Below are 21,743 nucleotides of genomic sequence, written 5' to 3'. Positions count from 1 at the left end.
TTATAAAGCCCGGTCTTATCCCAGCGTGCGTCGGTATACGTCCAGTGTGGCGGCGGCGAAACGTTCCAGATTGAAATCCCGCAAGCTGGTTTCCCGCGCCCGGACGCCCATGGCGCGCACGGCCTCGGGATGGTCCAGCATGAGGCGCAGCCTGGCGGTGATGGCGGGCACGTCGCGCGCGGGCACGATCCAGCCGTCCACGCCGTCGGTGACGTTCTCGGGCAGGCCGCCCGCGTCGCTGACCAGGGCGGGCAGCCCCAGCCCCATGATCTCGCGGCAGGCGAACGACAGGGCTTCGCGGTAGGACAGCACAAAGCCGGCGTGGCAGGACGCCAGCGCGGCCCGCACGTCATCGAGCAGCCCCGGGAAGCGGACCTGGTCGATCATGCCCAGTTCGCGCACCCGCGCGAGCTTGGCTTCGTTGGGCGGATCGCCCGCCACCATCAGCAATACCCGCGCGCGGTCTTCCGGCGGCAAGGCCGCCGCCGCGGCCACCAGGTCCAGCCAGCCCTTGTCGTAGTCGGTGCCGCCGGCGCTGCCCAGGAGCAGCTTGCCCTGCCAGTCGGGCCCGAAGAAGATGGCGCGCAGCTTGTCCAGGCTTTCCGGCGGCGGCGGCGCGAAGAAATTCGTGTCGATGCCGTGGCGGATGGTGGTGATGGGACGCTTGCCGTAGGGCGAATGCTGCATCAGGCCGTGGACGTAGTCGCTGACCGCGATGGCGTGGTCAGTGGCCAGCGCCACCCGCAATTTGTGGCCAAAGCTCGTCAACGGATGGTCGTTGTGCTTGGTGAAGACGATGCGCGGGCGGCGGCGCATGCCCAGCGTGGCCAGCATGACCTGCTTGTGGTCGGCCGAACCGTTGGCGTGGATGATGTCGAAGCCGCCGGCCTTGATCAGGCGGCGCAGCCGCGAGCGGTCCTTGAACCAGGACGAAGGCCGCGTGGTGTACTGCATGTCCTCGACCGTCACCCCCGGAATCGCCTTGGCGTAGCGGTACAGGCGGCTGGTGGCCGGCGCCGCGATCGTGATCTGGTGGTCCTTGGACAGGGCCTTGGCCAGATTGATGATGTAGGTGACGTGGCCCCCGCCATTGCCGGCGTGGAAGTTGGTATAGAGGATCTTCACTTCTTCTTCTCGGCCAGGAACATCAGCTTCGAGTAGCGGAAGAAGCTGCCGGCCGAGGCGACGACAGCCAGCACCAGGCCGTGCTTGCCGTCCAGAAAGCCGCGCCGGATCAGATAGATCCGCACAAAGGTCCAGAAGCCATGGCCCAGTGCGCCGAAGACCGAGGTGCGCCGCCCCTTGGCGTACATCATGGCGGCGGCGTCGGATGAATAGCGGTTGACCTTGGTGATCAGCGCATCCAGGTTGTCGTAGGGATAGTGGTGGAAATAGCCGCGCATCTGCAGCGGCTTGCCGTTGGCCGGCACTACCCGCTCGTGCACGGCCACGTCGTTGAACCGCGCCGTGCCGCGCTTGAACAGGCGCAGCACGTAGTCGGGCCACCAGCCGCTGTGGCGGATGTCGCGGCCGCAGAAATTCGACAGGCGCGCAATCTCGTAGGCGTCGGCGCGCGGCGCGCGCAACACGTCCTGGATTTCCTGGGCCAGTTCCGGCGTGACGCGTTCGTCGGCATCGATCGACAACACCCAGTCGCCCGTGGCCAGGTCCAGCGCGCGGTTCTTCTGCGGACCGAAGCCAGGCCAGTCCGGGGTGACTTCCACCCTGGCGCCCAGGGCGCGCGCGACTTCGACGGTGCCGTCGGTGCTGCCCGAGTCCACCACGATGAACTCATCGGCGAAGGCCACGGATTTGAGGCAGGCGGCGATGTTCGCCACCTCGTTCTTGGTGATGATGATGACAGATAGCTTCATCCGCGATTCCTGAGACGCTTTTTCCAGGCCTTCCAGGCATGAAAGCGCGGGCCCCAGAAGGGATCGCGCGACAGCCAGATGCGCCGGTTCAGCCAGGAGCCGCCCTGGTTGCGCACCGCGAAACGATAAATATGTTCGGGATCCGCGCCGGGGGTGTTCTGGCCGAAAGGGTCGGTAGTGTACAAGTGCCGGAACCCGGCGGCCCGCGCCGCGGCCACGTAGTCCCCGTCGAAGTAGCCTTGCGGCCAGCAGAGGTGGTCGCTGACGGATCCGAGGCGACGCGTCAAGGTGTCGCGGGAATCCTGCAGTTCCTGGGCGATATGGCCGCGCTTGGCGTCCTGGTCGGCGCCGCAGACCTTGTCCCAGCGCGTATGGGTATGGGTGTGGGAATGGAATTCGAAGGTGCCCGCCGCCTGCATGGCCTCGATCTCGCTCCAGCGCAGCATGGCCTCGTCGGCGCGGCCCGCCGCCACCAATTGCTTGCAGGCGTCGTGGTCGGGCGTGGCGGGCAAGGGGCCGCCCTGGCCGGCATGCGGACGGACCGGCCCGTCGCCGATCCAGCCGGTGATGGTGAACAGCACGGCGCGCATGCCGTGGCGCGCCAGCACCGGATGCGCGTGCACCCAGTTGTTCAGGTAGCCATCGTCGAAGGTGATCAGCACCGAGCGCTCGGGCGCGGCGCCGCCTGCCAGGTAGGCCGCGAACTGATCGGCGGACAAGGACTGGTAGCCGGCGCGGGCCAGGCGCGCGATCTGCGCCTCGAACACCTCGGGCGTCGCCGCTATCATGCCGCCGGCCGGCGTGACGTGGTGATACATCAGCACCGGGACGTTGGGCGCATTCATCCCGCGCGCTCCGCCAGCCATTTGGTGTAGACGGCCTCGGTGGTTTCCGCCAGGCGGGCGGGCGAGAATACGCCCTCTTCCCAGACCATCTTGCGGCCGGCTTCGCCCATGCGCCGCCGCAGATCGGCATCGTCGATCAGGCGCACCAGCGCGGCAGTCAGCGCTTCGGGATCCTTGGGCGGTACCAGGATGCCGGTTTCGCCGTCGCGGAACATTTCCGACACGCCGCCCACGTCCGTACCTACCACGGGCAGGCCGCTGGCCTGCGCCTCGACATAGACGGTGCCGGACGCTTCCTGCTGTGTCGCCAGGGCGAAGAGGTCGAAACCCGCCAGCAGGTTGGGCACGTCGCGCCGCATGCCCATCAGGTGGATGCGGTCCTGCAAACCCAGCTCGGCCACATAGTCCTGGGTCTGCTCGAACACCGGCGAACCGCCGCCGACGAACACCAGGTGCAGCTTGGGCCGGCTGACCATCAGCGGCGCGATCGCGTCGATCAGGTCCTTGTGGCCCTTGGTGGCGCGCATGACGGCCACACAGCCGACCACGATGTCGTCATCGGCCAAGCCTAGCTCTTCGCGCAGTGTGGAACGCTCCACGGGCGGCGGCAGCACGATGGGCGAATAGACGGTGGCCACCTTGCCGGCTGGCACGCCGCGGTCGATGAGGTGTTGCCGCACATGATCACTGACCGTCGTGACCCTGTGCGGCAGACAGGTGTAGGACCAGAGCGATCCCACCTTGTTGGACAGATGCCGGGTCCGCACGATGAGCGGCGTCCCCGCCAGCCGGCCGGCGGCCGCCGCGATGACCGTGTCGCGCCGGCTGTGGGTATTGAGCACGTCGAAGCGCCCTTCGCGCAGGATGCCGCGGATGGTGGCGATGCCCTTCAGGTAATTGACCGCGCCATCCATTTCCAGGGTGTGCACCGGAAAGCCGGCGTCCGACAGGCGTTCGGCCAACAGCGCCTTGGGCTGGCAGATCGCTTCCATATGATGACCGCGCGCGCGCATGGCCGTCATTTCCTTGAAGATCCGGCCTTCCTGACCGCCAAAGCTGGTGGCGGCTTCCGAGTGAACGATACGCATAGGCATCAATAGGTGACCTCCACGCCATCCGGCTTGGTCCATTCATTCAGGTTGGCGAGCAGCGTGTCGGCCATGCGGACGCGCCACTCCTCGCCCAGACGGACCGTGCACAGGAAATTATTCTTGGTATAGACGATATCGACCGGCACGCCAGGAATGCCGTTCTCCGGCTCGGCCCGGAACGGGTTCAGCATCTGCCGCAGGCGGGCGGCGTCGGCGCTGCCGTTGAGCTTGACGCGCAGGGACTTGGCGCGGGCTTCGCGCGCCAGTTGCAGGTCGTAGAGCTGTTCGGCCACGATGCGCATGCCGCCGGAGTAGTCGTCATTGCTGACCTTGCCCTGGACGATCACGAGCTGGTCCTCGCGCAGGCGGTTGCGGTGCTTTTCGTAAAGCTCGTTGAAGACCGAGATTTCCACCTGCGCGGTGCCGTCGTCCAGCACCGCGAAAACCATCTTGCCGCGGCGGGTCATCATGACGCGCACGCTGGCCAGCACGCCGCACATCCATTGCAGGTCGCGCTGCGGCTCGACCCGCACCAGTTGCATGGGGACGATGCGGCGCACTTCATCGCGCCAGGCATCGAACAGGTGGCCGCTGTAGTAATAGCCCAGCGCGGACTTTTCCTCGGTCAGCTTCTTGTGCAGATCCCAGGGTGCGACCTTGGCCAGTTCGCCTGCCACCACGTCGCCGCTGTCGTCGCCGAAGAGCGAGGCCTGGTTGGCGCTGCGCGCCGCCTGCTCGGCGGCTTCCATGGCGGTGGGCACCGAGGCCAGCATCGCCGCCCGGTTGGGCTCGATGGTGTCGAAGGCGCCGGCCTTGATCAGGGCTTCGATGGTGCGGCGGTTGACCGCCTGCTTGCTGACGCGGCGGCAGAAGTCGAACAGGTTCAGGAAGGGACCGCCTTCCTTGCGCGCGCGCAGGATGTCCTCGACCGCGCCCTGCCCCGTGCCCTTGACCGCGCCCAGGCCGTAGCGCATGGTGCGCGGCGGCTTGCCGTTCTTAGTGTGCTTGTCGACGACCGGTTCAAAGCGATAGCCGGAAAAGTTGACGTCCGGCGGCAGCACCTCGACGCCATTGTCCTGGGCGTCGCGGCAGAAGATCTGGACCTTGTCGGTGTCGTCCATGTCCGAGGACATGGTGGCGGCCAGGAACTCGGTCGGATGGTAGGCCTTGAGCCAGGCCGTCTGGTACGAGATCAGCGCGTACGCGGCCGAGTGCGACTTGTTGAAGCCGTAGCCCGCGAACTTTTCCATCAGATCGAACAGTTTGACCGCCAGGTCCGGGTCATGGCCCTTTTCCTTGGCGCCCTGCTCGAACAGCTCGCGGTGCTTGGCCATTTCTTCGGGCTTTTTCTTGCCCATGGCGCGGCGCAGAAGGTCGGCGCCGCCCAGCGAGTAGCCGCCAATGATCTGCGAGATCAGCATCACCTGTTCTTGGTAGACGATGACCCCGTAGGTGCTCTTGAGCGTGCTTTCCAGGTCGTTGTGGAAGTAGTCCACCGCGGCGCGGCCGTGCTTGCGGTTGACGAAGTCGTCCACCATGCCCGATTCCAGCGGCCCCGGTCGATACAGGGCCAGCATGGCGATGATGTCTTCGAAGGTGTTGGGCCGCAGCTTCTTCAGCAGTTCCTTCATGCCGCGCGATTCCAGCTGGAACACCGCGGTTGTGTTGGCGTCGCACAGGATCTTGTAGGCGGCCGGATCGTCCAGCGCCAGGGCCATGACGTCGAAGTCGCGCTTGTCCTCGTTGAACTGGCGCACATAGCGCACGGCCCAGTCCAGGATGGTCAGGTTGCGCAGGCCCAGGAAGTCGAACTTGACCAGGCCGGCGGCCTCGACGTCATCCTTGTCGAACTGCGAAACCGCGCTGTTTTCCTGGCCGGGCTGGCAATACAGCGGGCAGAAGTCGGTCAGCTTGCCGGGCGCGATCAGCACGCCGCCGGCGTGCATGCCGATGTTGCGGGTCAGGCCTTCCAGCGGCTTGGCCAGATCCACCAGCGCGCGCACTTCCTCTTCCTGCTCGTAGCGGTCCTTGAAGGCGGGCTCGTCCTTCAGGGTCCGTTCGAGGGTCCAGGGATCCATCGGGTTGAACGGGATCAGCTTGGACAGGCCGTCGCAGAACATGTAGGGCATGTCCAGCACCCGTCCGGCGTCGCGCACCACGGCCTTGGCGCCCAGCGTGCCGAAAGTGGCGATCTGGCTCACGGCGGCGCGGCCGTACTTTTCCTTGACGTAGTCGATGACCCGTTCGCGGTTGTCCTGGCAGAAGTCGATATCGAAGTCGGGCATGGAGACCCGCTCGGGATTCAGGAAGCGCTCGAACAGCAAGTCATAGCGGATCGGATCCAGGTCGGTAATGCCCAGGGCGTACGCTACCAGCGAGCCCGCGCCGGAGCCCCGCCCCGGCCCCACCGGCACGCCGTTGTTCTTGCCCCAGTTGATGAAGTCCTGCACGATCAGGAAGTAGCCGGGGAAGCCCATCTGGATGATGGTCTTGCATTCCCAGCGCAGGCGTTCGTAGTACTGCTCGCGCTTGGACTCGCGTTCGGCGGCGTCCGGGAACAGGAACTCCATGCGCTTTTCCAGGCCCTCTTCCGACAGCTGGACCAGGTAGTCGTCCAGACCCACGCCTTCCGGCGTGGGGAAGTTGGGCAGGCGCGGCTTGCCCAGCACCAGGCTGAGATTGCAGCGCTTGGCGATTTCCACCGTGTTGGCCAGCGCCGAGGGCACGTCGGCGAAGCGCCGCGCCATTTCCTCGGAGCTGAGCAGGTACTGCTCCTTGCTGAACCGGCGCACGCGGCGCGGGTTGGCCAGGATTTCGCCTTCGGCGATGCAGACCCGGGCCTCGTGCGCCTGGAATTCGAATTCGTCCAGGAACTGCACCGGATGCGTCGCCACCACCGGCAGGCCGGCCTCGCTCGCCAGGCGCATGGCGGCCTGGGTATAGGCTTCGTCGCCGTCCATGCCGGCGCGCTGCAACTCGATGTAGTAGCTGCCCGGGAACAGGTGCGCCCACTGGCGCGCCAGCGCCAGCGCCGACACGGCATTGCCGGCGTCCAGCGCCTGGCCCACGTCGCCGCCGCGCCCGCCCGACAGGGCGATCAGCCCCTCCTGTCCCTGCAGCCATTCGCGGCGGATCTCCGCGCGGCCCTTGCCCTGGTTTGTCAGGAAGGCCTTGGACAGCAATTCGCAGAGATTGAGATAGCCCTGATGGTTGCGCACCAGCAGCAACAGGCGAAAAGGCTTGGCAGGGTCGTCATCGTTGGACAACCAGACATCGCAGCCGGCGATCGGCTTGATGCCGGCACCGCGCGCGCCCTTGTAGAACTTGATCAGGCCGAACAGGTTCGACAGATCCGTCAGGGCGACTGCGGGCTGGCCCAGCTTGGCCACGCGCTTGATGAGGTCGGGGATGCGCACGAGGCCGTCCACGACCGAGAATTCGGAGTGTACGCGCAGGTGAACAAATGGGGACGGGGTTGTTACGGCTTCTTCGGACATAAAGGGAATTGTACCTAGTCAACGCGGTCCAAGCCGAGGCCTCTGCGCTTGCGCAAGAGACACCGCAGGCGGCTGTGTAACAATACGCGTTGCACGTCATCCTTCATTGTTGACATGAGATTTACGCACGAGATTCACCTATGAAATGGCTAATTCCCGGGATCTGGCTAAGCGCCATCCTGTTTGCGCACTTCCGCGGCCGCGTCAAGCTGCCGCTGGGCCGGCAACTGCTCGACCACTCCGTGCTGCTCGCCCCCATCAACGCCTTCATGGTGCTGGCATCGCGCGTGCCGCCCACGCCCTACCTGACCACGAGCGAAATCGCCGAACTCAAGGTGCTGGACGACAACTGGGAGACGATCCGCGAGGAAGCCATGCAGATGGCCGAGCTGCGCCGCATCAAGGCCGCCGACACCCATAACGACATCGGCTTCAACTCCTTCTTCAAGTACGGCTGGAAGCGCTTCTACCTGAAGTGGTACGACGCCCGCCACCCGTCCGCCGAGGAACTCTGCCCCAAGACCGTCGCCATCCTGAAGACCCTGCCCAAGGTCAAGGCCGCGATGTTCGCCGAACTGCCGCCCGGCGGCCAGTTGAACCCGCACCGCGACCCGTTTGCCGGATCCCTGCGCTACCACCTGGGCCTGGTCACTCCCAACGATGACCGCTGCCACATCATCGTCGACGGCGAGCGTTACAGCTGGCGCGACGGCGAAAGCGTGGTGTTCGACGAAACCTACGTGCACGAAGCCTACAACCACAGCGACGAGAACCGCATCATCCTGTTCTGCGACGTGGAGCGTCCGCTGAAATGGCGCTGGGCCGAAGCCTTCAACCGCTGGTTCGGCCGCGTCGTCATGTCCGCCGCCAGCTCGCCCAACGACGGCGGCGACCAGACAGGCGCCATCAACAAGCTGACCCACGCCCACTGGGTCATCGACCAGAAGCGCAAGGCCTTCAAGGCCTGGAACCGCACGGTCTACAAGGCCACCAAGTACGGCCTGATCGCCCTGGTCATCGTGGGCTTCCTGGCCCTGTAAGAAAAGGCGCCCGGAAAATCCGGGCGCCCCCTCAGCCAGATCGCGCGAGCGTCCACCGCCACAACGCAAGACATCGCGTATGCCATTTCCGGCCGCCCGGGCGGCCGAAAATGGCGGGCCCCGCAAGACCCGCCCCACCAACCAGCTTCAACATCGCGACGACCCAAGACGCACGTAGCCCTTCGGCGCGGGCGGCGTGGCGGCTCGCAACCTCGATGCGCCCAACGGAATCCGAAGGAGTCGCCGAAGGCGAGGACGAGGATGAGGCAGGGGGAGTCCGGAGCGAACGCTCCGGACCGCAATCGTGGGCGCGAGCCGCCACGCCGCCCGCGCCGAAGGGCGACCTACGAAGAACCCGCCCGACAATAAACCACAATAGAAATATAGAGAATCACAAAAGCGATCAACGCTTCAGTGACTCCCAACTCTTCATCAACCGTTTGACAGAAACCGGCATAGGCGTCCGCAACTCCTGCGCAAACAACGCCACCCGCAGCTCCTCCAGCAGCCACCGGAATTCATCCAGCCGCGGATCCGGCGCCCCCTTCAACGCCGACCGCGCCCGCTGATACTGGGTCAGCAACGGCGCCATCTCCGCCACCAGCTTGGCATCCCTGCCCGGATCCGCCCGCAGCTTGTCGATACGCGCCAGAACCGCCTTCAGATACCGCGGAAAATGCGCAAGCTGCGCATAAGGCGTATCGCGGATGAACCACTTGGGCATCAGCGCCCCCAGTTGCGCCTGCAAGTCCGCATAGGCCGACGCATGCGGCTTGGCCTGCGGCAGCTTGCGCTGCACCGCCGCCCACTCCGTCAGCACCGCCCCCGCCAGCCGCGCCACTTCCTGCGCCAAAAGGCCCAGCCGGCCCTTGCCCTCGGCCCGTCGGGCCTCGAACTGCTGCTCGTTCACCGGCCAGGGTTCGGCCAGGCAAGCCTGCCCCAGCGCGCAATCGATGATCTGGTCGCGCAGCTCTTCCTGCGTCCCCAGCGTCATGTAGAGCATGCTGATCTTGGTCAGGTCGGTGAGGTTCTTTTCCAGGAACTTCACCTGCTCGCGCAAGCCCAGCCGGAACAGCTTGAGCAGGCCCGCCCGATGATGCTTGCGCGCTTCGTCGGGATCGTCGAACACGTCCAGGTCGCAATGCGCGCCACGATCCACCAGCGCCGGATAGCCGATCACCGATTGCCCGCGCCGCTTGATCTCCATGATCTCCGGCAAGGGACCGAAGGACCAGGAGGTCAGGTTCTCATGCGCCAGCGCCTGGGCGACCTGGGTGTCGCTGGCCGCCAATTGCTGGAATGTAGCCTGCGCCTGCTTGCCGAATTCGGCGCGCAGCTGCGCCAGGTTGCGCCCGGCCGCCAGCATGCGGCCATGCTCGTCCACCACCCGGAAATTCATGAACAGGTGGGCCGGCAAAGTCTCCAGCTTGAAATCGCCCGCCGCCGGGCGGACCTGCACCTGGTCCCACATATCGGCGATGATCGCGTCCACCAGCCCCTGCTGCGGATCGGCCTGGCGCTCGAACCAGCGCTCGTAGAAGCCCGCCGCATAGTCCGGCAGCGGCACGCAATGGCGGCGCAGCTTCTGCGGCAGCGACTTCAGGAGCAGATGCACCTTCTCCTTGAGCATGCCGGGCACCAGCCATTCGCAGCGCGCCGGATCGATCTGGTTGAGCGCGAACAGCGGCACCGACAGGGTCACGCCATCGCGCGGCGAACCCGGTTCGAAGTGGTAGTCCAGCGCCATCGACACGCCCTGCCATTCCACCTTCTTGGGGAAGACATCGGTCGTGACGCCCGCGGCCTCGTGTCGCATCAGCTCGTCGCGCGTCAGCATCAGCTTGGCGGCGGAGGCCTTGTCCAGCCCCGACACCCACTTTTCCAGCGAGGCCGTCTGCGAGATGTCGGCCGGCAACTGACGATCGTAGAAGGCGTGGATCAGCTCGTCGTCGACCAGGATGTCGGGGCGGCGGGTTTGGTGTTCCAGCTTCTCGATGCCCGCGATCAGCTTGCGGTTGTGCGCCACGAACGCCAGCCGCGTGTCGATCTCGCCAGGCACCAGGGCCTGGCGGATGAACAGCTCGCGGGCGTGGGTCGGATTGACCCGGCCGTAGTGGATGCGCCTGCCCGTGTAGATGGTTAGCCCGTAGAGCGTGGCCCGCTCGTTGGCCACCACCTGCCCCGCCTTCTTTTCCCAGCGCGGGTCGGACCAGTTCTTGCGGATCAGGTGCGCGCCGACCTTTTCCAGCCACACCGGATCGATCCGCGCCACGCAGCGCGCGTACAGGCGCGTGGTCTCGACCAGTTCGGCCGCGACGATCCAGCGCCCCGCCTTCTTCACCAGCCGTGAGCCGGGGTGGATATGGAAGCGGATCTCGCGCGCGCCCTGGTAGTGGCCGCCTTCGTCGCTCTTGAAACCGATATTGCCCAAGAGGCCCGACAACAGCGCCATGTGCAACTGCTCGTAGGTGGCCTCGGTCTGGTTCAGGCGCCAGCCCTGCTCGCCCACCAGGGCGGCCAGCTGGGTATGCACGTCATGCCATTCGCGCAGCCGGATCGGCGACAGGAAGTTCTGCCGCAGCAAGGCCACCAGCTTGCGCTGCGAGGCCTTGTGCTGCACCTGCTCGCCATACCAGCGCCACAGCTTCAGGAAGGAAATGAATTCGGACTTGTCGTCGGCGAACTTGGCATGCGCCGCCTCGGCCGCCTCGCGTTCCTGCATGGGGCGGTCGCGCGCGTCCTGCACCGACAGAGCCGAGGCGATGATCAACATTTCGGACAGGCACTGGTGCTCGCGCGCCGCCAGGATCATGCGGCCGATGCGCGGATCGACCGGCAGCTTGGCCAGTTCGTGGCCCGTCTGGGTCAACACGAAGGACGCGCCGGTGCGGGAGGCGTCGGCGTCGTCGTCCGCAGCCGACGCCAGCTCGATCGCACCCAGTTCCTGCAGCAGGTGGTAGCCGTCGGCCACCGCGCGGCCCGGAGGCGCCTCGACGAAGGGGAACTGCTCGATATCGTCCAGCTTCAGCGACTTCATCCGCAGGATGACCGAGGCCAGCGACGAGCGCAGCACTTCCGGATCCGTGAACGGCGCGCGGTTGTTGAAGTCCAGTTCGTCGTAGAGCCGGATGCAGACGCCCGGGCCGACCCGGCCGCAGCGGCCGGCGCGCTGGTTGGCCGAGGCGCGGCTGATCGGCTCGATGCGCAGCTGCTCGACCTTGTTGCGCCAGGAATAGCGCTTGATGCGCGCCAGCCCGCTGTCGACCACGAAGCGGATACCCGGCACCGTCAGCGAGGTTTCCGCCACGTTGGTGGCCAGCACGATGCGCCGCGCATTGGTGCGCGGATGGAAGATCTGCTCCTGCTCGGCCTGCGACAGGCGCGCGTACAGCGGCAGCACTTCGGTGCCGGCCGGATGGCGCTTGCGCAGCGCCTCGGCCGATTCGCGAATCTCGCGTTCGCCCGGCAGGAACACCAGCACATCGCCCGGGCCGTGGCGCGCGCATTCGTCCACCGCGTCGACGATGGCGTCGATCAGGTCGCGCTCCTCGTCGCCCGACATGCGCTCGCGGTCGCGGCCAGGCTTGGCCGGAGCGGCCTCGTCTTCCGCCAGTTCCTCGCGCACAGGGCGGTAGCGGACCTCGACCGGGTACAAGCGGCCGGACACCTCGATGACGGGCGCCAGCTTGTCCTCGGACGCGGCGAAGTGGCGCGCGAAGCGCTCGGCGTCGATGGTGGCCGAGGTGATGATGATCTTCAGGTCCGGGCGCCGCGGCAGCAGCTGCTTCAGGTAGCCCAGCAGGAAATCGATGTTCAGGCTGCGCTCGTGCGCCTCGTCGATGATGATGGTGTCGTAGCGGCGCAGGAGCGGATCGCGTTGCGACTCGGCCAGCAAGATGCCGTCCGTCATCAGCTTGATGGACGCGTTGGGGCCGGTGCGGTCGTTGAAGCGCACCTGGTAGCCCACTACCTCGCCCATGGGCGTGTTCAGTTCTTCGGCGATGCGCTTGGCCACCGAGGTCGCGGCCAGTCGGCGCGGCTGGGTATGGCCGATCATCTTCTGGCGGCCGCGGCCCAGTTCCAGGCAGATCTTGGGCAGCTGGGTGGTCTTGCCCGAGCCGGTCTCGCCGCTGACGATCACCACCTGATGGCGGGCGATGGCGCGCGCGATCTCCTGGCGCCGCGCGCTGACGGGCAGGTCTTCGGGGTAGGTCACCACGGGGATGGGCCGCTCGGGACGCGGCGCTCGGCGCGCATTCCGCGCTTCCGCGGCCGCCGCGTCCGCGCTCTTGGGCGCACGCGGGCTGGAGGATTCAGGCATGTACGATTTGTCCGGTTAGCCCGGCATTATAAATTTCCGCGGACGCCCTGGCGGCGCGCCGGGGCCAAACCGGAAAATCCGGCACCAAATTGGCACTCTTTTCCTCCTGCGCCGGGGCGCGACGGTCATATAATTTCGCCACGCCGTCGCCTGACGGCGCCATGGCGCGGCACTGCGCCGCGTTTTGACCGACTCTCAGGAATCCTTCCGCCCATCATGCCCGACCTGGAACCAGACACCGTCTCCGCCCTCGAAGCCCCAGAATTCGCACCCGCCCAGTTCGTCCGATGGTTCCGAGAAGTGGCGCCTTATGTGCATGCGTTCCGAGGCAAGACATTCGTGGTGGCATTCGGCGGTGAACTGGTGCAGGCCGGCGCGCTGAACGCGCTGGTGCAGGATCTGTCGCTGCTGTCCTCGCTGGGCATCCGCCTGGTGCTGGTGCATGGCTCCCGTCCGCAGGTCAACGAGCAGCTGCGCCTGAAGGGCTACACCCAGCAATTCGACCGCGGCCTGTCGCCCACCGACGCCGCGGCGCTGGAATGCGCCAAGGAGGCCGCCGGCGAAATCCGCCTGGACATCGAGGCCGCCTTCAGCCAGGGGTTGCCGAACACGCCCATGTCGCACGCCCACATCCGCGTGATCTCCGGCAACTTCGTCACCGCCCGCCCCACCGGCGTGCTGGACGGCGTGGACTACAAGCACACCGGCCAAGTGCGCAAGATCGACATCGACGCGCTCAAGTTCGCCATCGAAAAGGGCTCGTCCGTGGTGCTGCTGTCGCCGCTGGGCTTCTCCCCTACCGGCGACGCCTTCAACCTGGCCATGGAAGACCTGGCCACCAGCGTCGCCGTGGCGCTGCGCGCTGAAAAACTGATCTTCCTGTCCAGCTCGCAGGGCGTGCTGAACGACGACGGCACGCTGGACACCGAACTGGCCCGGGTCGATGCCGACGCCCTGCTGGCCGGCGGCGAACTCGACGAGGAAACCCATTCCTTCCTGCAATACGCCTCGCTGGCGGTCAAGCGCGGCGTGGCCCGCGCCCACCTGCTGCCGTTCGCGCTGGACGGCAGCGTGCTGCTGGAAATCTTCACTCACGACGGCGTGGGCACCATGGTGGTGGAAGACACGCTGGACGACCTGCGCGCCGCCACCATCGACGACGTGGGCGCCATCCTCAGCCTGATCGAACCGCTGGAAGCGGACGGCACCCTGGTGCCGCGCCCGCGCAGCGTGGTCGAACGCGACGTGGAAAACTTCACCGTGCTGGAGCACGACGGCGTCATCTACGGCTGCGCGGCCCTGCATACCTTTGCCGAAGAACAGATGGCCGAAATGGCCTGCCTGATCGTGCATCCGGAATGGCAGGGCTCGGGCGAAGGCGAAATCCTGCTGCGCCACATGGAGTCGCGCGCGCGCGCCACCGGCGCCAAGCGCCTGTTCGTGCTGACCACGCGGACCTCGCACTGGTTCATGAAGCGCGGTTTCGTGCAAGGCGGCATCGCCGACCTGCCGCGCGAAAAGCAGAACAACTACAACCGCTCGCGCAACAGCCTGGTCTTCATCAAGAAGCTGTAACACCTACGCTACCCGCAGGGTCCGCAGGGGCTTGGCGCCATCAGGTCGCCAAGCCCGTTAAAATGCAGGATTACTCATTTCTTCCGGCAGCGAACCATGGCCCGTATCGTCAACTGTGTGAAATTGAAGCGTGAAGCCGAAGGGCTGGATTTTCCGCCCTATCCCGGCGAACTCGGCACCAAGATCTGGCAGAGCATTTCCAAGGAAGCTTGGGAAGAATGGAAGGGCATCCAGACGCGCCTGGTCAATGAAAACCGCCTGAACCTGGCGGACGCCCGCGCCCGCAAGTATCTGAAAGAACAGATGGAGCGCTTCCTGTTCGAAGACGGCACCGTCGAAGCGCAGGGCTACGTTCCGCCCTCGGCCTGACCCGGCCGTGCTTTTCCGCCGGTCGCCGCTAGCGGCGACCGACCCGATCCAGCCCCTCGCCCGCGAGGGGCTGTTCGTTTCCGGCCCCGGCTCCCGTCGCCAAGCCGGCCTTAAGATTCAAGCATCGCTGGCCGTATCATCGCTGTCATGAAAGAAGAATCGCGCCTGTCCCCGTCCGCCGCCCCCTCTACGCCCATCGAACGCGCGCTCGGCATCGCGCCCGACCGCCGCACGGGTACGCTGCAGGACGTGCGGCACGTGGTGATCCTGATGCAGGAAAACCGGTCCTTCGACCACTATTTCGGCACCTTGCCCGGGGTGCGCGGATTCGCGGATCCGCATCCCGCGCCCACGCTGGCCGGCAATGTGCTGACGCAGGCGGACGGCGCAACACGGGTTCGTCCCTATGCCCTGCAGGCGGAATATGCCAGCGATGCGCAGGTGGGCTACATCACGCCGCATACCTGGGACGACGCGCAGCGCGCCTGGAACGACGGCCGCATGGATCAATGGCTGCCCGCCAAGAGCCGGCTGGGCATGGGCGCCTATCGCGGGGCTGAGGTGCCGTTCCAGACCGCCCTGGCAAACGCCTTCACCCTGTGCGACGCCTATCACTGCTCGATCCACGCCGGCACCAATCCCAACCGCCTGTTCCTCTGGACCGGCACCAATGATCCGCAAGGCCTGGCCGGAGGACCGGCGCTGGTCAACACGTTTGACCGCCCGGGCCCCGCCAGCGAAGGCTACGCCTGGACCACCTATCCCGAGCGCCTGCAGGACGCCGGCGTGGATTGGCGCATCTACCAGGACATGGCGGACAACTACCACGACAACCCGCTGGCCGGCTTCCGGCAATACCGGCGCCAGCATGCGGGCGCAGCCGCCGACGCCCCCTTGCGCGACCGCGGCCTGTCCACTTGCACGCTGGACCAACTGGCCCGCGATATCGCCGACGGCACGCTGCCGCAGGTGTCGTGGATCATTGCGCCCACGGCCGATTCCGAACACCCCGAGGTCTCGTCGCCGGCCCGGGGCGGCGCCTACACGGAGCGCGTGCTGGACATCCTGACCCGCAATCCGGAGGTCTGGAGCCGCTGCGTGTTCTTCGTCACCTACGACGAGAACGACTGCTTCTTCGACCACATGCCGCCGCCCGCGCCGCCGGCCCGCGCAGCCGACGGCCTGTCGGGCGGCCTGTCCACGGTCGAACTGGATGGCGAATACCATGACGCGCGCCACGGGCCCAGCGCCGCCACGCCGGACGACCCCGCCGGCCTGCACGGCCGCGGATTCGGCCTGGGGCCGCGCGTGCCGATGCTGGCGGTCTCGCCCTGGAGCCGCGGCGGCTGGGTCAATTCCCAGGTGTTCGACCACACCTCGGTGATCCGCTTCCTGGAGGCGCGCTTCGGCGTGCTCGAACCCAATATCAGCGCTTGGCGGCGCGAGATCGCCGGCGACCTGACCTCGGCCTTCGATTTCGCCGGGGACCATATCGCGGCCCCTTCAGGCCCGCGGCGGGCCTGCGCCCTGCCCTATGCGCTGGAGATCCAGGGCAGGATGGCCGCCGACGGCGGACACTACCGGTTGACCCTGCGCAACCCCGGCGCCGCGGGCGCGGTGCTGCATGTCTACGACCGCCGCGCGCTGGAACTTGCCCCGCGCCGCTATACCGTGGGCGCAGGCGCGCGGCTGGACGACGGCTGGCGCCTGCACGATGGCGGCGCATATGACTTGTGGCTGTTGGGTCCCGACGGCCTGCACCGGCAGTTCCGCGGCGATGCGCGCGATGCCGGCGCACTGGAGGCGCAAGTCACGCCGACGGCGACTGGCCTGAGCCTGCGTCTCGTCAATCGCGGCGAGGCGCCGCAGCCGGTGAAAGTGGAGTCGCGCATCGGCGACGGCTGGTGCGCCATGGCGCACGTGCAGGCGGACGGCGCGCTGGAACTCGCCTATGGCGGTTGCCAGGGGTGGTACGCCCTGGAGATCAGCGCGCCCGCCATGCCGGCCTTCTGCCGCAGGCTGGCCGGCCGCGTCGACGCCGGCAAACCCGGCCTGCCGGACCCGCGCCTGCAAGCTGGGGCGACGCTGCCGCTGGACTGACGCGAGGCGTCTGAGGGACGCCGCAACGCAGGCTTCGACGCCAAACGCCCGGCGAGAACCCGCCGGGCGTCCGACAGCGATGATTACTCTTCCGTGCCCTCTTCTTCTTCGCCGCGCGCCAAGCGCTCGGTGTTCTTCACGCCGGTGTGGCGCACGTCGGCACCCTTGACCATGTAAATGACGCGCTCGGACATGTTCTTGGCATGGTCGCCGATGCGTTCCAGCGCGCGCGCGATGAAGATCATGTCGATGGCGCGCGAAATGGTGCGCGGATCTTCGATCATGTAGGTGATCAGGTGACGCAGCGCGCCCTTCCATTCCTTGTCCACTTCCTTGTCGCTGCGCACGACGGCCGCGGCCTGGATGGGATCCAGGCGGGCGAACGCGTCCAATGCCTGATGCAGCATGGTGCGGACGGCGGCGGCCATGTGGCGCAGTTCGATCACCGGAATATGGCGCAGCTCGGCCTCGTGGATGCGGCGCGCGACGGTGGCGACCTTCTCGGCTTCATCGCCGGAACGCTCCATGTCGGTCAGCATCTTGGACACGGCCATCAGCATGCGCAGGTCGATGGCGGTGGGCTGGTGGCGTGCCAGGATGCGGCTGATGCTTTCGTCGATTTCGACTTCGTGGCGGTTGACTTCCTTTTCCCGCTCACGAACCTTGTCGACCAAGGACATGTCGCCGCTGGCGAGCGCGTCGATGGCCTCCTGGATCATGGCTTCCACCAAGCCGCCCATTTGCAGGAACTGCGAACGGACGCTTTCGAGGTCCGCATCGAACTGCTTGTTTGTATGCTCCGACATCCGGGCTCCCTGCGTGGTTGGTCTCATTGCACTGCCCTGAAAAAAGGAAATTACAAGGTGGGCCTGCACAACCCGCAAGGTTATGACCCAAGTGTGACAGGATTATGAATGCGCCCCCGGGCGCCTGCAAGGCAAGGCGGCCGGGGTGCCGGTTCAGGAGCCGCGGCAGGTCTCAGGCGCGGCGATCCAGGCGGCGGATGCCGTTCTGCGTGGCCAGCAGCGCCACGTCGGCGCCGGCGATGGCGAACAGGCCGCAAGTCACCACGCCCGCCAGGTTGTTGACGCGGGCTTCGAGGCCCTGCGCGTCGGTGATGGCCAGGCCGGACACGTCCAGGATGATGTTGCCGTTATCGGTGACGAATCCCTCGCGCAGCTTGGGCTGGCCGCCCAGCGTCGCCAGGGCGCGCGCCACGGACTCGCGGGCCATGGGAATGACTTCGACCGGAAGCGGGAACTTGCCCATGGTCTGCACCAGCTTGGATTCGTCGGCGATGCAGATGAAGCGCCCGGCCACCGAGGCCACGATCTTCTCGCGCGTCAGCGCGCCGCCGCCGCCCTTGATCATGTGCAGGTTGGCGTCGATCTCGTCGGCGCCGTCGACATAGATCGGCATCGTCGTGATGTCGTTCAGGTCCAGCACCTTCAGTCCATGCCCGGCCAGCCGGGCGGCGCTGCGCTCGGAGCTGGCCACCGTGCCGCCGATCCGGCCCTTGAAACGGGCCAGGCCATCGATGAAGAGATCGGCCGTGGACCCCGTGCCCACGCCGATGATGGCGTCCGGGCCGGCGACCTGTTCAACGAATTCCAGGGCCGCGTCGGCGGCTTGCTGCTTGAGTTCTTGCTGGGAAAGCATGGCGAAAAATGCGGGAAGGTTGCTCGAGCCAGGAAATTTAGCATGCGGCGGCGGGCCACGCCCGCGCCAGGATCGCCTGGGCATCCGTGCCGGCGGCGAGTTCGCCGAACACGCCGCCGCGCGTGTTCAGGCGGCTGGCGGCGAAGGCTTGCGCCACCGGCGCGGGCGCATGCTGGATCAGCAAGGCGGCCTGCCACAGCCGCGCCAGGCCTGCAGCGATGCGGCGAGCCTGGAACTCGGCCTGGGCGTCATCGGCCAGCAAGGCCCGCCAGCGCGCCAGCGCGTCGTCGAAGTCCTGGTACTGCCCCGTCGCCTGCCCGAACTCGCGCTCCAGTGCAGGCAGCGCTGCGGCCTCGCGCTGCAAGGCCCGCAGCACGTCCAGCGCCATCACGTTGCCGGAACCTTCCCAGATGGAGTTGACCGGCGTTTCGCGGTAAAGCCTGGGCATGGGACCGTCGTCCACGTAGCCGTTGCCGCCGCAGACCTCCATGCATTCGGCCACCGCGGCGATGGCGCGCTTGCAGACCCACAGTTTGGCGGCGGGCGTACCCACGCGGACCAGGGCCCGCGCTGAGGCGTCGGCGCGCTCGTCCACCGCGCGCGCCAGCCGCAGGCCCAGCGCCATGGCCGCTTCGCTTTCGAGCGCCAGGTCGGCCAGCACGTTGCGCATGAGGGGCTGCTCGATCAGGGGCTTGCCGAAGGCGCGCCGATGCCGCGCATGATGGACCGACTGCACCAGCGCCTGCCGCAGCAGCGCCGCGCTGCCCAACACGCAATCCAGGCGCGTGGTGGCCGCCATCTCCAGCAGCACCGTCAGGCCGCGGCCCGGTTCGCCCACCATGACGCCCCACGCGTCCTCGAATTCGACCTCGGCGCTGGCATTGCTGCGATTGCCAAGCTTGTCCTTCAGCCGGCGCACGCGCACCGCATTGCGCGGCCCGTCCGGTATCCAGCGCGGCACGAAAAAGCAGCTGAGCCCTTCATCGGTCTGCGCCAGCACCAGGTGCGCGTCGGCTTGCGGCACCGAGAAAAACCATTTGTGCCCCACCAGCAGATAGGCGCGTCCACGGCCGGCCGCGCCCACCGGCGTGGCGCGCGTGGTGACGGCGCGCAGGTCGGAGCCGCCCTGCTTTTCGGTCAGGCCCATGCCTATCAGGGCCGAGCGCTTGGCGGCCAGCGGCGCGTCGGCGCCGTCGAACTCGCGGGAATACAAGGCGTTCAGCCACTGCCCGCCGAAATCAACCACGCCTGGGGGTTCGCGCTGCAGCAGCGGCAGCGCCGCAAAAGTCATGGTGGTGGGACACAAGGTGCCCGCCTCGACCTGGCCCTGCATCACATAGGCGGCGGCCCGCGCCACCTGCGCGCCCGGCTCGGGCTGCGCCCAGGCGCGGCTGTGCAGGCCGCGCGCCATGATGCCGCCCATCAGCAGATTCCATGACGGGTGGAATTCGACGCGGTCGATGCGGTGGCCGCCGCGATCGTAGCTGATCAGGCGCGGCGGGCAGCGGTTGGCCTGGGCGCCGGCCTCCAGCGTCTGCGCCCGGCCCAGCCAGGCGCCATGTGCCGCCAAGTCTGACACCCAGGCTTGCGCGCCTTCGCGCCGCACCGCCTCGCGCAAGGCCGGATCGGTCTCGTACAGGGAGTAGTCCTCCAGGGGCGGCACCTGGTTGGATACGGCGTGCGTCGCGAACGATGACATGGCGGCTCCCTGGATCGGTCCATTGATGCGCCGCTGGCCCGCGGCGCGGTCTGCCCCTTGCGCCCTACCTGGCCATCGGCGCCACCAGGGCCCAGGGCCGCAGCGCCTCGACCTGCGCCGCCAGTTCCAGCAGCAGCGCCTCGCTGCCCAGCGGCCCCATGACTTGGATGCCGATGGGCAGGCCGTCGGACGACATGCCGAAGGGGATGGAGATGGCGGGCATGCCGGTCAGGTTGGCCAAAGGCGCAAACGGTGAATAGCCGATGACGCCCTTCTTGCCCAAACGGTAGGCCAGGTAGTCGGCATTGTCCATGGCGTAGCGGCCGATGGGCGCCGGCGGCTGCGCCAGCACCGGGCTCAGGAACAGGTCATAGCCCTGCGCGCCGTCGCGTTCCAGGAAGCGGCCGACCCGGCGCGTGATCTCGTGGCAGGTATCGACGCAGGCCACGTATTGCGCGCCGGAGATCGCGCGGGCGTATTCGCGCGCGCCCAGCGTGGTCGGCTGCAGTTCATCGGCAGCCAGGCGGCGGCCGCGCGCGGCCACGAAGGCATCGATGGCGTTGGCCGCCGCGCTCGCGATCAGCGGCAGCATGGGCGACAAGACCTCCTCGGAACCCACCGGCGGCGCGGCGGGCGCCAGTTCATGGCCCAGCGAAGCGAAGAGGCGGACGGCCTCGTCCACGGTGGCCGCCACTTCGGGATGGATGGCCTCGCCCTCGTAGGTCGTGTTGACGAAGGCGATGCGGCGCCGCGGGGCCGACTGCGGATCGGCGGCGACCCGCGCCACCACGGCGCGGTAGGAGTCCGCGGGCAGCGCCGGCGCGGCATAAGGCGCGCCCACGTCGGCGCCGGCGCTGATGTCCAGCGACGCGGCGCAGTCGCGCACCGACAGGGTCATCATGTGTTCGGTGGCCAGGCCGCCCCAGCCCTCTCCCTTCAGCGGGCCCAGCGGCATCAGGCCCCGCGAGGGCTTCAGGCCCAGCACGCCGCAGCAGGACGCAGGAATGCGGATCGACCCGCCGCCATCGCTGCCATGGGCGATGCGCACCATGCCGCTGGCCAGCGCCGCGCCCGCGCCGCCGCTGGATCCGCCCGCGCTGTGGCCGGTCTTCCAGGGATTCTGCGTAGCCGGGCCGTAGACCGGGGATTCGGTGGTGGGACTCAGGCCCAGCTCTGCGCTGGTCGTACGGCCGAACGGAATCAGGCCGGCGCGGCGGTAGCGCTTGACGATCTCGGCGTCGACATTCCATACCACCTGGCCATAAAGCACCGAGCCCATGGCGCTGGGCAGGCCCAGCGCGGCGGTGCCCAGGTCCTTGAGCAAGGTGGGCACGCCCAGGAACGGACGGTCCTGCAGCTGCGCCAAGCGCTGCGCCTGCGACAGGCCGGCGAGATCCTCGTCCAGCGACTGCGCCAGCCGCAAGCCGATTTCCGCCTGCAGGCCGCAGGCGGCGTTGATCGAGGGATTGCGGGCCGCCACCCGGTCCACCGCCTGCTGCATCGCAGCAAGCGCAGTGGTGGCCCCTTGCGCGATATCGGCGCCCAGCGCCGTCGCGTCCAGGGTGGAGGAATCATGGCGTTCAGCGGTGCTCATGCTTGCAATGCTCCAGGTGTCGACGGCGGATCGCCGCTAGCGCCAGGATATCGGCAGTCGCGGCGGGCAACAAGCGCGC

The 21,743-nt window shown here is 67.3% G+C and carries 14 protein-coding genes; 4 read left to right on the top strand and 10 right to left on the bottom strand.

What is annotated here, in order from left to right:
• Positions 1–15 precede the first annotated feature (15 nt).
• Genes AC6LKD_RS10275 through dnaE form a run of 5 tightly spaced genes read right to left on the bottom strand, consistent with a single transcriptional unit; the run spans position 16 to position 7,307 of the window.
• Entirely contained in the window at positions 16–1,125 is a 1,110-nt protein-coding gene (locus tag AC6LKD_RS10275) for a glycosyltransferase family 4 protein (RefSeq protein WP_498116098.1), read from the bottom strand.
• Positions 1,122–1,874 (bottom strand): glycosyltransferase family 2 protein, encoded by a 753-nt coding sequence (locus tag AC6LKD_RS10270; protein ID WP_207466476.1) that lies wholly within the window; start codon positions 1,872–1,874, stop codon positions 1,122–1,124. The genes AC6LKD_RS10275 and AC6LKD_RS10270 overlap by 4 nt, the downstream gene beginning before the upstream one ends.
• Complete coding sequence (locus tag AC6LKD_RS10265) at positions 1,871–2,719, bottom strand: polysaccharide deacetylase family protein (protein ID WP_498116097.1); 849 nt, start codon at positions 2,717–2,719, stop codon at positions 1,871–1,873. Before AC6LKD_RS10265 ends, AC6LKD_RS10270 begins: the two co-directional genes overlap by 4 nt.
• Positions 2,716–3,816, bottom strand: a complete 1,101-nt coding sequence (locus AC6LKD_RS10260) for a glycosyltransferase family 4 protein (RefSeq protein WP_498116096.1) — start codon at positions 3,814–3,816, stop codon at positions 2,716–2,718. The genes AC6LKD_RS10265 and AC6LKD_RS10260 overlap by 4 nt, the downstream gene beginning before the upstream one ends.
• Positions 3,813–7,307 (bottom strand): DNA polymerase III subunit alpha, encoded by a 3,495-nt coding sequence (gene dnaE, locus AC6LKD_RS10255; protein WP_492274625.1) that lies wholly within the window; start codon positions 7,305–7,307, stop codon positions 3,813–3,815. Before dnaE ends, AC6LKD_RS10260 begins: the two co-directional genes overlap by 4 nt.
• A gap of 140 nt (positions 7,308–7,447) precedes the next feature.
• Here dnaE and lpxO point away from each other — a divergent pair, with 140 nt between their 5' ends.
• Positions 7,448–8,347 (top strand): lipid A hydroxylase LpxO, encoded by a 900-nt coding sequence (lpxO, locus tag AC6LKD_RS10250; protein WP_492274626.1) that lies wholly within the window; start codon positions 7,448–7,450, stop codon positions 8,345–8,347.
• Positions 8,348–8,750: 403 nt separating this feature from the next.
• Here lpxO and hrpA read toward each other — a convergent pair whose 3' ends face one another.
• On the bottom strand, positions 8,751–12,668 hold the full coding sequence (hrpA, locus tag AC6LKD_RS10245; RefSeq protein WP_498116095.1) for an ATP-dependent RNA helicase HrpA: 3,918 nt from the start codon (positions 12,666–12,668) through the stop codon (positions 8,751–8,753).
• Between the two features lie 216 nt (positions 12,669–12,884).
• Between hrpA and argA the strand changes: the two genes are divergently transcribed.
• The 3 genes from argA (at position 12,885) to AC6LKD_RS10230 (ending at position 16,712) form a co-directional block, all read left to right on the top strand.
• Positions 12,885–14,243, top strand: a complete 1,359-nt coding sequence (argA, locus tag AC6LKD_RS10240; protein ID WP_492274628.1) for an amino-acid N-acetyltransferase — start codon at positions 12,885–12,887, stop codon at positions 14,241–14,243.
• A 96-nt stretch (positions 14,244–14,339) separates the two neighbouring features.
• Positions 14,340–14,612: an oxidative damage protection protein gene (locus AC6LKD_RS10235; RefSeq protein ID WP_013392664.1), complete on the top strand. Its 273-nt coding sequence runs from the start codon at positions 14,340–14,342 to the stop codon at positions 14,610–14,612.
• Between the two features lie 147 nt (positions 14,613–14,759).
• The gene (locus tag AC6LKD_RS10230) at positions 14,760–16,712 is read left to right on the top strand and encodes a phosphocholine-specific phospholipase C (RefSeq protein WP_498116094.1); all 1,953 of its coding nucleotides are present in this window, start codon (positions 14,760–14,762) and stop codon (positions 16,710–16,712) included.
• A gap of 83 nt (positions 16,713–16,795) precedes the next feature.
• Here AC6LKD_RS10230 and phoU read toward each other — a convergent pair whose 3' ends face one another.
• The 4 genes from phoU to AC6LKD_RS10210 form a co-directional block, all read right to left on the bottom strand.
• A complete protein-coding gene (gene phoU / locus AC6LKD_RS10225; RefSeq protein ID WP_013392662.1) occupies positions 16,796–17,518 on the bottom strand; it encodes a phosphate signaling complex protein PhoU in 723 nt (240 codons plus the stop codon).
• Between the two features lie 172 nt (positions 17,519–17,690).
• The gene (gene rpiA, locus AC6LKD_RS10220) at positions 17,691–18,371 is read right to left on the bottom strand and encodes a ribose-5-phosphate isomerase RpiA (protein WP_498116093.1); all 681 of its coding nucleotides are present in this window, start codon (positions 18,369–18,371) and stop codon (positions 17,691–17,693) included.
• Positions 18,372–18,408: 37 nt separating this feature from the next.
• The gene (locus tag AC6LKD_RS10215) at positions 18,409–20,070 is read right to left on the bottom strand and encodes an isovaleryl-CoA dehydrogenase (RefSeq protein WP_498116092.1); all 1,662 of its coding nucleotides are present in this window, start codon (positions 20,068–20,070) and stop codon (positions 18,409–18,411) included.
• Between the two features lie 64 nt (positions 20,071–20,134).
• Positions 20,135–21,664 (bottom strand): amidase, encoded by a 1,530-nt coding sequence (locus AC6LKD_RS10210; protein WP_498116091.1) that lies wholly within the window; start codon positions 21,662–21,664, stop codon positions 20,135–20,137.
• Positions 21,665–21,743: the final 79 nt, after the last annotated feature.

The organism is Achromobacter sp. D7-1, assembly GCF_059760445.1.
This window is presented reverse-complemented; position numbering and strand designations above follow the sequence as displayed.

What these genes read in the sequence shown, in the direction of transcription:
- argA (WP_492274628.1), top strand. Translation starts at nt 12,885, where the DNA reads ATGCCCGACCTGGAACCAGACACCGTCTCCGCCCTCGAAGCCCCAGAA.
- AC6LKD_RS10265 (WP_498116097.1), bottom strand. Translation starts at nt 2,719, where the DNA reads ATGAATGCGCCCAACGTCCCGGTGCTGATGTATCACCACGTCACGCCG.
- rpiA (WP_498116093.1), bottom strand. Translation starts at nt 18,371, where the DNA reads ATGCTTTCCCAGCAAGAACTCAAGCAGCAAGCCGCCGACGCGGCCCTG.
- AC6LKD_RS10230 (WP_498116094.1), top strand. Translation starts at nt 14,760, where the DNA reads ATGAAAGAAGAATCGCGCCTGTCCCCGTCCGCCGCCCCCTCTACGCCC.
- hrpA (WP_498116095.1), bottom strand. Translation starts at nt 12,668, where the DNA reads ATGCCTGAATCCTCCAGCCCGCGTGCGCCCAAGAGCGCGGACGCGGCG.
- AC6LKD_RS10210 (WP_498116091.1), bottom strand. Translation starts at nt 21,664, where the DNA reads ATGAGCACCGCTGAACGCCATGATTCCTCCACCCTGGACGCGACGGCG.
- lpxO (WP_492274626.1), top strand. Translation starts at nt 7,448, where the DNA reads ATGAAATGGCTAATTCCCGGGATCTGGCTAAGCGCCATCCTGTTTGCG.
- dnaE (WP_492274625.1), bottom strand. Translation starts at nt 7,307, where the DNA reads ATGTCCGAAGAAGCCGTAACAACCCCGTCCCCATTTGTTCACCTGCGC.
- AC6LKD_RS10235 (WP_013392664.1), top strand. Translation starts at nt 14,340, where the DNA reads ATGGCCCGTATCGTCAACTGTGTGAAATTGAAGCGTGAAGCCGAAGGG.
- AC6LKD_RS10270 (WP_207466476.1), bottom strand. Translation starts at nt 1,874, where the DNA reads ATGAAGCTATCTGTCATCATCATCACCAAGAACGAGGTGGCGAACATC.
- AC6LKD_RS10215 (WP_498116092.1), bottom strand. Translation starts at nt 20,070, where the DNA reads ATGTCATCGTTCGCGACGCACGCCGTATCCAACCAGGTGCCGCCCCTG.
- phoU (WP_013392662.1), bottom strand. Translation starts at nt 17,518, where the DNA reads ATGTCGGAGCATACAAACAAGCAGTTCGATGCGGACCTCGAAAGCGTC.